At 59.8% G+C, this 12,764-nt stretch carries 10 protein-coding genes; 5 read left to right on the plus strand and 5 right to left on the minus strand.

Translation table 11 applies throughout. From position 1 onward, the window contains the following. Positions 1 to 884, plus strand: an 884-nt coding sequence (locus WCZ84_RS07640; protein WP_372685672.1) for a D-2-hydroxyacid dehydrogenase, incomplete at its 5' end; no start/stop codon positions are given. Between the two features lie 47 nt (positions 885 to 931). Beyond that, a complete protein-coding gene (locus WCZ84_RS07645; RefSeq protein WP_372685673.1) occupies positions 932 to 1,789 on the plus strand; it encodes a MurR/RpiR family transcriptional regulator in 858 nt (285 codons plus the stop codon). 80 nt (positions 1,790 to 1,869) lie between these two features. Here WCZ84_RS07645 and WCZ84_RS07650 read toward each other — a convergent pair whose 3' ends face one another. The 5 genes from WCZ84_RS07650 to WCZ84_RS07670 form a co-directional block, all read right to left on the minus strand. After that, positions 1,870 to 3,390: a sugar ABC transporter ATP-binding protein gene (locus WCZ84_RS07650; protein ID WP_372685674.1), complete on the minus strand. Its 1,521-nt coding sequence runs from the start codon at positions 3,388 to 3,390 to the stop codon at positions 1,870 to 1,872. Between the two features lie 3 nt (positions 3,391 to 3,393). After that, complete coding sequence (locus tag WCZ84_RS07655) at positions 3,394 to 4,527, minus strand: SMP-30/gluconolactonase/LRE family protein (protein ID WP_372685675.1); 1,134 nt, start codon at positions 4,525 to 4,527, stop codon at positions 3,394 to 3,396. Between the two features lie 48 nt (positions 4,528 to 4,575). Then, positions 4,576 to 6,729: an ABC transporter permease gene (locus WCZ84_RS07660; RefSeq protein ID WP_372685676.1), complete on the minus strand. Its 2,154-nt coding sequence runs from the start codon at positions 6,727 to 6,729 to the stop codon at positions 4,576 to 4,578. Between the two features lie 127 nt (positions 6,730 to 6,856). Next, on the minus strand, positions 6,857 to 7,837 hold the full coding sequence (locus tag WCZ84_RS07665) for a sugar ABC transporter substrate-binding protein (protein WP_372685677.1): 981 nt from the start codon (positions 7,835 to 7,837) through the stop codon (positions 6,857 to 6,859). A 103-nt stretch (positions 7,838 to 7,940) separates the two neighbouring features. After that, positions 7,941 to 8,930, minus strand: coding sequence for an ABC transporter permease (locus WCZ84_RS07670; protein ID WP_372685678.1), 990 nt, complete (start codon positions 8,928 to 8,930; stop codon positions 7,941 to 7,943). 503 nt (positions 8,931 to 9,433) lie between these two features. Between WCZ84_RS07670 and WCZ84_RS07675 the strand changes: the two genes are divergently transcribed. Genes WCZ84_RS07675 through WCZ84_RS07685 form a run of 3 tightly spaced genes read left to right on the plus strand, consistent with a single transcriptional unit; the run spans position 9,434 to position 12,737 of the window. Next, positions 9,434 to 10,996, plus strand: a complete 1,563-nt coding sequence (locus tag WCZ84_RS07675) for a type I restriction-modification system subunit M (protein WP_372685679.1) — start codon at positions 9,434 to 9,436, stop codon at positions 10,994 to 10,996. Further along, a complete protein-coding gene (locus WCZ84_RS07680; protein WP_372685680.1) occupies positions 10,986 to 12,335 on the plus strand; it encodes a restriction endonuclease subunit S in 1,350 nt (449 codons plus the stop codon). The genes WCZ84_RS07675 and WCZ84_RS07680 overlap by 11 nt, the downstream gene beginning before the upstream one ends. Positions 12,336 to 12,350: 15 nt before the next feature. Further along, positions 12,351 to 12,737, plus strand: a complete 387-nt coding sequence (locus WCZ84_RS07685) for a transcriptional regulator (protein WP_372685681.1) — start codon at positions 12,351 to 12,353, stop codon at positions 12,735 to 12,737. The last annotated feature ends 27 nt before the right edge of the window (positions 12,738 to 12,764 follow it).

Below are 12,764 nucleotides of genomic sequence, written 5' to 3' on the forward strand. Positions count from 1 at the left end.
CCTCGCTGTTCGTGGCCGAGGCCGAGAAGCAGGTCGACGTCCTGGGCATGGAGCCGGTGACCGAGGCTGCCTTCGATGCCGTCACCTGTGCCGTGGGGTGGCTGTATCCACTGGATTTGCTGGAAAAATTCAACCAGATTCAGTGGGTTCAATCGACGTCCTCGGGGCTGGATCACCTGCAGGCCTTTGCCCGCAGCCATCCGGACGTGGTACTGACGGCCATGCGTGGGCTCAACGCCGACGTCGTGGCCGAATACGCGCTGGCTCAGGTGCTGGGCCTGCGCTGGCGCATCCTGACGTATGGCCGCCAGGCGCAGCAGCGGGTCTGGCGCGGGTACAAAGTGTCCGACGCCGCGTCCACGACGGTGCTGATCATCGGCATGGGGAACATCGGCCAACGGATTGCGGGGCATCTATCGGCCCTGGGCATGCGGGTGCTGGCGCTGCGGCGGCAGGCTGCGCCGTGCGCGCACGTGGATCAGGTCCTGGGCTTCGGGCAGTTGCACGAGGCCCTCGCTCAGGCCGACTACGTCATTCTCAGCCTGCCGCTCACGCCCGAGACCCGGCATCTCATCGGTGCGGCCGAGCTGGCGGCCATGAAACCCAGCGGTCACCTCATCAATCTATCGCGTGGCGGCATCGTCGATGAAGCTGCTCTGGCACAGGCGCTGCATCGCGAAGACATCGGCGGGGCCGTGCTCGACGTCACTGAAATCGAGCCGTACCCGCCTGACGGCCCGCTCTGGGAGGCTCCCCATTTGTTGATTACCCCGCATGTGGCTGGCGAGCACGTTGATTTCGCGCGTCGCGCCGCCCGGCGCTGGGCGGGCAACTTGCGCCTGTTCCTGGCCCAGGGTGCAGCGGCATTCCGGCTTGAAGGCTGAATACGCCCGCTACAGCTTCTTATCGACCCCCTTCAGACCGCGCCGACATGAACCTGTTCGCCAGAATCGACAACTACAGCAAAAAGCTGACGAGCTCGGAAGCCCGTATCCTGGAATACGCCAAGGGGTCGTATCCGCACGGTGTGTTGGGCCCGGCGCGGATCATTGCGGAAAAAGTGGGGGTCAGCACGGCCACCGTGACCCGATTCTTCGACAAGTTGGGGTACCAGTCCTACGCCCAGCTGCAGGACGAAGCGCGCTCGGAGGTCTCGGCCAAGCTCTCTTCGCCCCTGGCTCGGGTCTACCTGACCGGGTCTGAAGTCCCGTCGTCGGCCGCCATCCTGAAGGGCACGTTCGCGACGGATGCCAATAACCTCGCCAGGACCTACAAAAGCAACCGGATCGCCGATTTCCAGAAAGTCATCCAGACCATCCTGCGCCTGGGCGAGCACACCTTGTACGTCATGGGCGCCAAGAACAGCGGCCCGGTGGCCCAGTACCTGCACGCCAACCTGAGCGCCTGCGTACGCCATACCGTGCTGCTGTCGGGCGACGATGGCACCCTGGCCGATGCACTGGTTGATGCCCGCGCCGATGACGTCCTGTTCGTGATCTCGATCCGGCGCTACGCCCACAACACGATCCAGGTCGCCAAGTATTTCAAGGAGATCGGGGCGAAAGTGATCTGCATCACGGATGGGAAGAATTCGCCGGTGGCCCAGCGGGCAGAGACCTGCTTGTTCGTGGATCTCAACAGCCTGTCGCCGTTTGATTCCTTCACGGCGGCGTTTACCTTGTGCAACGCGATTGTCGGGGCGGTGGTGGCCCAGCGCCGCAAGGATGTCGAGCAGTCGCTGCTGCGCAGCCAGAAACTCAGCGATTTCCTGCGCGTATTCGAAAAATAAGGCGGCCAGGCCATCTGGTTATTGTCGCCCTTGGATGCACGGCAGGCTGCTGATCGAGGGCCGGGCCGGCCACCGGCCCGTCAGTGCACTGCCACGTACATGATTTCCTCCTGGGTGGCGACGGCAGGATCCATTTCCGCCACGATCTGCCCGCTGCGGGCAACCAGGATACGATCAGACAATGACAGGATCTCCGGCAGGTAGGACGAGACCACGATCACCGCCTTGCCATCGTCCGCCAGGGAGCGGATCAGGGCGTGGATCTCGGCGATCGCGCCCACGTCCACGCCGCGGGTGGGTTCGTCCAGGATGATGATCTGCGGATCCTGGACCAGGCTTTTGGCGAGGGTCACTTTCTGCTGGTTGCCGCCCGAGAGCTCAATCACCTTGTTGTCGCCATCGATACTCTTGATCTGCATTCGCTCGATCCAGTGAGTGGCGAGGTCTGTTTCCTGGCCCTTTCGGTAGGCTAGTTTCCAGCGCGCCATTTTCGACTGCAGCCAGCCCATGTAGATGTTTTCGCTGATGTTCATGGTCTCATAGAAACCAGCCACCTTGCGGTCTTCGGTGACGTACGCGATGCCATCCTGCACGGCCTGGGTGGGCACGCGGTAACGGATGGATTTCCCGTTCAGGTAGATCATGCCCCCTTTGAAGAAGTTGCGCTTGCGGATGCCGGCGACGACCTCCATGAGCTCGGTGCGCCCCGAGCCCACCAGGCCGGCAATGCCCAGCACCTCGCCCCGGTAGGCGGAAAACGACATGTTCCTGACCTTGGAGCCGGCGATGATGTTCTGTACTCGGAGAATGGGCGCTGCCTTGTAGATGGCGTCTGGGCGGGCCCGGCTGGCCTGGGATGTTGCCGAGACATCGCGTCCCACCATGTGCCGCACGAGCGAGGCGCGGTCGAATGCCGAGGCCTGATCGGAGGCCACGATTTCGCCGTCACGCATCACGGTGATGCGGTCGGCGAGCTCGAGTGCTTCTTCGAGTGCGTGCGAAATGAAGACAATGGCGAAATTCTTCTCGCGCAGTTCGAACAGCAGGCGAAACAGGTGCTGTGTTTCTTCGGGGGTCAGCGTGGCGGTGGGTTCATCGAATATCAGAATGTTTGCCTGCCGGTACACCGCGCGGGCGATTTCCACCATCTGTCGCTTGGCCGTGCCGATGGCGCTGCAGTACTCGAGCGGATCGACATCGAAGTTCATCGAGTGCATGAGTTCCTGGGCATCGCGGTTGATGGTGCGCAGCTTGCACAGTGGGGTCTCGATGCCCAGGCGCAGGTTCTGGGCCACGGTCAATGTGGGGATCAGGCTGTCTTCCTGGTAGACCATGGCAATGCCCTCGGCGAAAGCCTGGGCGGGTGACTGGAAGTTACATTCTTTGCCGTTGACCAGCAGCTGGCCGCTGCTGAGCTGCACTGTACCCGCGATGGCCTTGGTGAGGGTGGACTTGCCTGCGCCGTTCTCGCCCACCAGCGCGTGGATCTCGCCGTTGCGGATCGTGAAGTTGACGTCCTTGATGGCCGGCACCCGGCCGTAGTATTTGGTGGCGGACTTCAGGCTGACGGCCACCTGACCGCCGTGGTCAGCTTGGGTCATGGTTCAGTTCTCCGACGTTGCAGAGGCGTCTTGGGGCGAGATCAGGATGCAGCCGGCGCCTCTGGACAGCAGCACGGTGCGCCCATTCAGCAAACCGGCGCTGGACAGGCCGTGGCGCGTCCCGCCAGCCCGGCAGTGCATCGAGTCTGTCACCTGGCCTTGCTCGTTCAGCTGGGCCAGCAGGCCGTACGAGCGCGCCGGGGCCCAGGGCTTTTCGATGCCCAGGGCTTTCATGTTGCCGTACTGCAGGGGCTCCAGGTTGGATTTCCCCGAAGACAGCGCCGGTCGGATCCAGAGTTCGACCGGGCACTCGGCCAGCATGCGCTTGCGATAGCGGTCTTCGCCCAGCACGAATTCGACCAGTTGCGTACGCAGCGCGAAGATGGACAGCCAGTACCCGCCGTCCGCGCGTGGCGTGATGCGCCCGGGATAGCCCGGCAGGTTGCCGAGCACGACGTCGGCCGCGGTTTGGGGTTGTGGGCCGCCCTTGAATTTCAGCAGCCGGTGGGTCCAGCTTTCGGTGACGAACAATGTGCTGCCGTCGGGGCTCGTGGCCACGCCCGATGGATAGGCCAGGCCGCTGTGCAGGCTAGTGACCTGGCCATCGAAGGCCCAGTGACCCAGTGATCCGGAGGCCCCCTGATGGAACAGGTCGCGGACCCAGTCGTCGCCGAAATGCTCGGTGCTGCCGATCGTGAAATACACCCCCTGGCCATCAGGAGCGGGCGCGAGGGCCGTCAGGCCTCGAAGCTGGGGCTGGGCGACGCGGGCCTGGATGGCCAGGGCTGGGTCCGGGCTGAGGTCCAGCGCGACCTTGAGCAGTTCTCCGTGGGCCAGGGCGATCACCAGTTCGCCGCTGGCCAGCGCCGCCAGGGCGCGGATCGGGGCATCGAAGCGCTGCACCAGGACCGCGCCTGCGCCATCGCCATCGCACAGATACAGGGATTCGCTATCGTTATAGAAGCATTGGCCCTGGCCGGGGAGCACGGCCAGGTCGTCGGGGTGAGTGAGCCCGTCGACCAGAACCTCCCATTCATCCAGCTTGTTGTTGGGCGCCAGAACGCCGTCCAGCGGGGGAATGGCCTTGCTGCTGTCGCCATCGAACAGGGCATGAATGTAGTCCATTACGCGGGACATGCCATCGCTCCATCTGCAGAGTAGGGTTGGAGGGCGGGGTGGATACGTTCAGTGCGCATTTCTTTTGCCCCAGTAGGATTCGCTGGATACCCAGTCGGGGTTGGCGCCTTCAAGCCGGATGCGCCCGATGCGGTCGTTGTCCAGACCGCCCAGATAGAGGTAGCCACGGTCTTCGCGCATTGATGTGACCGTAGGGTGCGCCAGCCCGCTGGGGTCCCAGTAGGATTCCTGGGGTCGGAACTCGGCATCGAGCTTCACTACACAGCCGTTGTTCATGCAGGGGATCAGCCATTCGTCCTGCGGCAGGCGCTTGATCATCCGGATGCGGAATCCGGGTTCCTGCATGGCGATGTCGTAGGCCGTGGTGCGCATGGCCACCAGGGCGATCCAGTAGCCGCCGTCCGAAGCCCGGTTGATGTTGTCCACGCCGCCGGGCAGGTTGGCAAGCAGGATTTCCTTCTGGCCTTTCTTCGGGCCGCTGAGCCAATACCTGGAGATGCGCATCGCAAAGGTTTCGGCGAAGATCACGGCGGTGTTGTCGTGGGTGACGCAGATGCCATTGCAGAAGACCAGGTTGCGCAGCAACGTCCTGGTTTTTTGTGTAGCCGGGTCGTAGCAGATCAGGCGGCCGGTGCCACGGCCCTCGAGCCCGTCCACGGCCCACTGCTGCAGCTCGAAGCGGGTCGAGCCTTCGCTGAAGTAGATCTTGCCGTCGGGGCCGATATCCACATCGTCGGTCAGCTTGAGCATCGTATCGTCGATGATGGTTGGGCCGCGGTTGGTCTTGTTGGTCAGCTTGTTGACCCGCCCGTCCGGGGACACGCTGTACAAGCCCATGCCCGAGACACAGACCACCAGGTTGTCGTCGCGGTCGAAGGCCATCCCCAGGGGCCGGCCGCCCGTCTTGGCAAAGAGCTCCTGGTGCTCGAAGTTGGCACCGCTGAAGCGAAAGACCAACCCGCGGCGGTCGACGGCATAGAGCCGGCCTTCGCGATCGAGGATGATGTCTTCGGGGCCCTCGATCTGCCCGCGGCCGATAGCCTGCGCACCGCTGAGGCGATCGTTCATGGCAAATGGATTGCCGGCGCCGGGGCTGGTGTCGGGCAGCGGGCCGTAATCGAGGTAGGTGGGGTTGATATAGCTTTTCTGGACCGCGTTTTGGGTGTGTTTCGACCATTTCGTATCGATGCCCACGGCCACCAGCAGGATCAACCCGTTGATGGTGGCCGCCACCCCGCTGGAGAGCCCCAGTTGCGCCAGCGTGTTGGTGATCAGGAAGATGATCCCGCCGCCGATCAGGGCCCGGCCCACCGAGCCCGAGCTGCCGGCGAAGCTGATGCCGCCGACCATCGCGGCGGCAAACGTCTGTAGCTCGAGCCCCATGCCCACGGAAGATCCGGCATCATTGAGAAAGGCCGCATTGAGCGTGCCTGCCACCGCGCACAGCATGCCGGAGCTGCAGTACGTGAGAAACAGCACCCGTTCGACGTTGATGCCGGCATTGCGGGCCGAGCGCCGGCTGGCGCCTACGGCGAACAGGTGGGTGCCGATCGGCGAGCGGCTCAGGAGGACGTGCGCGATGATGGCAAAGACGACCAGCACGATGACGCTGGGGGGAATGAAGCCCAGCGTGCCGTTGCCCAGCCAGTCCCAGGCGCTGTCGAAATCGGGTTGCGATGAGGCGATGTCGGTGGCATAGGCAGACGTCAGCAGGTTGTAGACCCCGCGGTAGATGATCAGCGTGACGATGGTGGTCAGCAGCGCCCGCGTTCGGAGAATGCCCACGAAGAAGCCATTGATGGCCCCGAGCAGGAAACCCACCAGCAGCGTGATGGGGAAAATCAGATAGACGTCCATCTGCAGGACGTTCGCGCACAACAGGGCCGTGAAATTGCAGAGCGCAAAAATGGAACCCACGCTCAGATCGATGCCGCCTGAACTCAGGCTCAGGCTGATGGCCATGACCACAAACAGGAAGCTGGCGGCCAGGCGCGAGATGTAATCAAGGTTGAAGGCCGACAGATACGTCGGGATCAGCACCACGGCCAGCCAGAAGATCACAACCAGCGTCAGGAACGGGACGGCCGGCCCCAGCCAGGGCTTCTTGAACAGGTCAGCGAATATCTGGCGCGCGGACCAGCGGTATCGGAGCCGAAGCAGGGCGCTTGGCTGAGATCGGACGGTTGTGTTCGTATCGGACATTGAGGGGCAGCTCGTCTTGCAGCACCCGAGGCCCGGCTCGATGCCGGGGGTACCCGGGTGCTGGTTCAGAATGATGGCCAGGAATCCTGGCCGTCCAAGGATGAATGCCTGGTGGGCCAGCGCCTGGTTACTGGCAACCGCTTTCCTTCAGGGTGTCCTTGGAGATCTCGATGCTGGGCGTGTAGATGGTGGTGCTGACCGAGCCTGGCTTGAGATCGCTCTGCATCAGGTACTGGGCGATGGTCATGAACTGGATGGCCTGTTCTTTCGCCTGGTAGCTGTAGTTCTTGTGGATTTGCCCGTTTTCTGCATACTTGCAGGCAAATTCACCGCCGGCGCCAGCCGAGATCAGCTTCGTCTTGCCGGTCAGCCCGGCGCGCTCGAGGGCGCGGGCGGCACCGATGGCCTCGCCGTCGTATTCATCGAGGATGGCGCACAGATCTTTGTGGGCATCGATGATGGTGGACACCTTGTCGAAGTCGGTTTTGGGATCCCAGTTGACCACCTGCTTGGTGACTACGTTGAGTTCTGGCTGTTTCTCGATCTCGGACAGCATGCCTTTCATCTGGTCGATGCTGAACTGCGACACCAGCGACCCGGTGACGATGGCCAGGTTCTTGGAAGGCGCATCCGGCGCCATGCAGACCTCAACGGCCGCCTTGCCCATCTTGGCCCCCAGGTTGTAGGCATCCACGCCGATGAAGGCATCGCTGGCATAGGTAGAACCCATGTTGATCTGGATCACGTAGATGCCAGCATCGTTGGCCTGCTTCAGGATCCGGGCCAGGGCCTGGCGGTCGGGATTGTGCACGATGATGACGTCAGGCTTCTTGGGGATGAGCGACGCGATCATCTGGTTCTGCTTTTGCACATCCAGGTTCGGATCCAGTGTGCTGAAATCGATATTGGCTTCTTTGGCACGGATTTCGAGTTCGTCCTTCCAGATGTTCATCAGCGGCAAAGACAGGCTGACTGGTATATAGACGATGGATTTGCCTTCTACGTTCTTGGCCCATTGCTCGTGGGGCGGGTCCGTCAGCTGCGCGGTGGCGGTGATGGATGCGGAGCACCCGAGAATGGCGACTAAACTGGCTAATGCGTACCGCATGGATGTGTCCTCGCTTTTTTATCAATGGAAATCCGGAATGCCTTTTCCTGCACGGGCGCCGGATGGCGTGTCGATGGCTTGTTACGACCGGGTGTGGATCGGGTCATTCTCCTTTTCTGGCAGTTTCTTCATTACGTGGATGAAGCCGGTTGTCGATCACGATGGCGGCCAGCAGCACCAGACCCCTGGCCACGTCCTGCAGGTCGTTGTTGAGATCGAGCAGGGTCATGCCGTTGAGCAGCAGGCCGATCAGGATGGCGCCCAGCAGCACCGAGAACGGTGTTCCGCGGCCACCGACCAGGCTGACTCCGCCCAGCACGACGATCAGGATGACATCGAAAATCATCGTGCCGATCATCACGCCGGCATCGATATTGTGGATGGTGGACAGAAAGACAATGCCGGCGATATAGCCGAAGATAGAGCAGAATGTGTACTTGAATATGGTATAGAGCCGCACTGGAACCCCGTTTTCGCGTGCGGTGCGGCTGTTGTCGCCGATGGCGTACAGGGTACGGCCGACGGTGGTGTGGCGCAGCAGCCCGTACAGGATCAGCACCAGGGCGATGAACAGCAGGGTGGATACCGGGATTGCAAAAACCCGTGCACTGAGAAACACGAAAAAAGGTGAATCCGCCACGGCGTCATCGAGATACAGGCGGAACGTAGATTTGAAAAGCAGTACTCTTGCCACGCCGAAGATGACGAGATTGGTGGCCAGGGTGGCAAAGAACGCCGGTATTTCTATATAGGCGATGATATAACCGTTGATGATGCCGATGGCCACGCAAACCAGCAGACCCACCAGCAGCGCGATGGAAATAGGCCAGCCCGTGTTCATCAGCAGCACAGCCAGCCCGCTGCCGGCCATGGCTGATGCCACCTGTGAGAGATCGAGCCCGCCGCCGATGACGACGATCGATGCGCCCAGGGCGAGGATGCCCACGACGGTGACGCGCTCGAGGATCTGCGAGAAATTGCTGACGGTATCGAACCCCGGCACCGTGAATATGAAAACCGCGGACAGCAGGACGGCGGCCGCGAATACGATTTGTTCCTGGGATAAATGGGAAAGCCGTGTCGATAGCTGCATGGGATTCTTGGCGTAAATGCCGGATCGGAATGGCTTGTCTCGCCGAATTTTATTGTGAGTGGTGTACTGCTTCTGGGTGACTTGATTGTACTTGGGCGCAGCAGGGATGCAACGGCTGTTAACAAAAGTTATATTCATAGGTGAAATACGGATTTCATGAAATCCGTGGATGCATTGTCCTGCGGCAGCCTGCATCTGGCCTCTGGGGGGAGTGCGGCCACTCATGTCGGGCGCGCCAGCGGCAAGTCAGCGTGACCTGGACTCCGCTGGTGCCAGGGCGCCTGCTGCGGGCACTGGAGGCCGATCCTGCATGATCCTTCACGAATTCCACTTCGTTTTTGGCCTGCGAGCCCAGACCGAGCCCTGGGGCCCACCGTGGGACCGGATCCGTCCACATTTGCAGCTCAGGCCGCTGGAACCGGGACCGTTTGTGGTCCACACCCCCATGAGGTCAACATACAATAACTGATTAACGGCCTATTGCTAATGTAATAAAATATTTCATGATTGAAGATATCAAGAAAACGTTGTGGGCGACGGCGGACAAGCTGCGTGCCAACATAGATGCCGCAGAGTACAAGCATCTGGTGCTGGGGCTGATCTTTCTGAAGTACATCTCGGACACATTTTCGGGGCATCAGGTAGAATTGCGACGGCGCTTTGCAGACCCCGGAGACGAGTACTATTACGCTGGCACGAACGACGAAGACGTTGCCACCGAGCTCGAAGACCGCGATTACTACACCGCTGCCAATGTCTTCTGGGTACCTGGCGCCGCCCGTTGGGAAGCCCTGCGTGCCGCCGCTAAACAGCCCGATATCGGCAAGCGCGTCGACGATGCGCTGACTGCCATCGAGGCCGAGAATCCAAAACTCAAAGGCATTCTAGACAAGCGCTACGGTCGGGCGCAGCTGCCTGACGGCAAATTGGGCGAGTTGATCGACCTGATTTCCACCATCGGTTTTGGTGACGACGCGAATATCGCGCGCGATATCCTGGGCCAGGTTTACGAATATTTCCTGGGGCAGTTCGCCAGCGCGGAGGGCAAGAAGGGTGGCCAGTTCTACACGCCCGCGAGTATCGTCAAGACGCTGGTAGCCGTGTTGGCGCCACACAAGGGGCAAGTGTATGACCCCTGCTGCGGCTCGGGCGGCATGTTCGTGCAATCAGAGAGGTTCATTGCCGCGCATGGCGGCAAGATGGGCGACGTATCGATTTATGGCCAGGAATCCAACCCCACCACCTGGCGCCTGGCGGCCATGAATCTGGCCATACGCGGCATCGACTTCAACTTGGGGAAAGAGCCAGCCGATACTTTCACGCGCAACCAGCATCCCGATTTGCGTGCGGACTTCATCCTGGCCAACCCGCCCTTCAATGTAAGCGACTGGTGGCATGGCAGCCTGGAAGGCGACCCGCGCTGGGCTTATGGCAACCCGCCGCAGGGCAATGCCAATTATGCTTGGCTGCAGCACATGCTGTATCACTTGAAACCCACGGGCCGGGCCGGCATCGTGCTGGCCAATGGCTCCATGAGCTCCAGCCAGAACAACGAAGGCGTGATCCGCGCCGCGATGGTAGACGCCGACGTGGTCGAGGCCATGGTGGCTTTACCCGGGCAATTATTCTTCAATACCCAAATCCCGGCTTGCCTGTGGTTCCTGGCCAAGCAGAAGAAACGCAAGGGCGAGGTGCTGTTCATCGATGCCCGTAAGTTGGGTACGATGATTTCCCGCGTGCAGCGCGAACTGGGCGACGAGGACATCGCCCGGATCGCCGATGCCGTTGCCGCCTGGCGCGGCGAGGCCGTTCAGGGCGCCACCGTCACTGAATATGCGGATATACCCGGTTTCTGCCGTAGCGTGTCGCTGGCCGAGATCGCCGAGCATGGGCATGTGCTGACCCCGGGCCGATACGTAGGCGCTGAAGCGATCGAGGATGATAATGAGGCCTTTGCAGAAAAGATGGAACGGTTGACCACCAAGCTGGGTGAGCAGATGGCCGAGGGCGCCCGGCTGGATGCGCTGATCCGCGAGAAATTGGGGGGGCTGGGGTATGAGTTCTGAGTGGGTACAAACCGTCCTGGGGGATATTTGCAGCATCCAGAATGGATACATTCAAACCGGACCATTTGGAAGTCAACTACATACGTCTGATTACAAAGAAATTGGTGTGCCGGTAGTAATGCCTACTAACATAGGGGTTAACGGTATATCCCAAGAGGGAATCGCTCGAGTCGATGAAAGGGACGTTGAACGCCTAGCTCAACATAAATTAGAAATAGGAGACATCGTCTTCAGCCGCAGAGGTGATGTCACCAAGAATGCTCTTGTACGTGATTCAGAATCAGGATGGTTATGTGGTACGGGGTGTTTGAAGGTGCGGCTTGGCGTAGAGCAAATAGCCAATTCAAAATTTATCTCATACTATTTACGTTCACCTGACATCAAAGATTGGCTTGTTCGCCATGCTGTGGGAGCAACCATGCCCAATTTAAATACGGGCATTCTTTCCGCTGTACCTATTACGTTACCTCCTCTTCAAATTCAGCATTACGTAGCTGAAGTCCTTGGTGTTCTCGACGATCGAATTATCCTTTTACGTCAATCCAACGAAACCCTAGAGTCCATCGCACAGGCCATTTTTAAGTCCTGGTTTGTGGACTTCGACCCTGTGCGAGCCAAAATGGAAGGTCGCCATCCTGAAGGCATGGATGATGCGACTGCAGCGTTATTTCCTGACTCGTTTGAGGAGTCGGAACTGGGATTGGTGCCCAAGGGTTGGCGGGTAGAGCCTATAAAAGATGTTATTGATACATTGGGAGGCGCTACGCCAAGTACCAAGGATGAGACTTTCTGGGTACCTGGAGAGTTTCATTGGGCGACGCCAAAAGATTTGTCGGGCGCAGCATCGCCCATTCTCTTTGATACAGCACGAAGTATCAGTGAATTGGGGCTGGCAAAAATCAGCTCAGGGCTATTGCCGAGTGGCACGTTATTGATGTCGTCGAGAGCGCCTATTGGCTATCTTTCTATCTGCCAGATTCCTGTGGCTATCAATCAAGGCTGCATTGCTATGCCGCCAGGGGGAAAATTACCGCCATTGTTTATGTATTTTTGGTGTAAGACAAATATGAATTTGATTAAAGAACATGCGAATGGTTCTACTTTCATGGAAATTAGTAAAAAATCCTTTCGGCCCATCCCGATCCTTGTCCCGACCGATGTTGTTCTCAAGGCGTTCATTAATTTCGGACAGGCTTTGTTTGACAAAATTAGTGTGAATGCAGAGCAGGCAGATATACTTGCATCGATTCGAGACACATTGCTCCCTCGCCTCATTTCTGGGCAACTCCGCCTGCCAGCACTGGATCAAGGCCCGGAGGGGGTCGAAATCGTGGATTAGCAATTGGAGCGCATCATGCGTACCGTCCCTTCTCCCACACCAGCTGAAATCCTTCAGGAAAAGTTCCTGAAACCTTTAGGCATTGCGCAATACCGTTGGGCCAGAGAGATCGGTATCTCACAGCGGCGCACTGGCCAGATCGTGGCGGGTAAGCGGGCTGGCGCGGTCAATGGTGGTCTGCACCCGGCTCGCGATGTCAGCTTGGCTCCAGCCTGTTTGGAGGGGGAAGGCCTATTGTTGTTGTCACAAGGGTTTTCTTGCGGGAAGGTATATTATCTTCCAGGTGTTGTTTCCATCGTCCCAGAACAGGCGCTTTCTTCTGACGGCAGCTCCGGTAATAGCGATCCCAGCTCCGGTAGTCACGATCGCAGCTGCGGTAGTAAAGCCCACTCCAAACCATAAGATGCAGTCCTACTGGGCTGTTGATCA

The sequence above is a fragment of the Castellaniella sp. genome (assembly GCF_041675725.1).
In the GTDB taxonomy this organism is placed as follows: domain Bacteria; phylum Pseudomonadota; class Gammaproteobacteria; order Burkholderiales; family Burkholderiaceae_B; genus Castellaniella.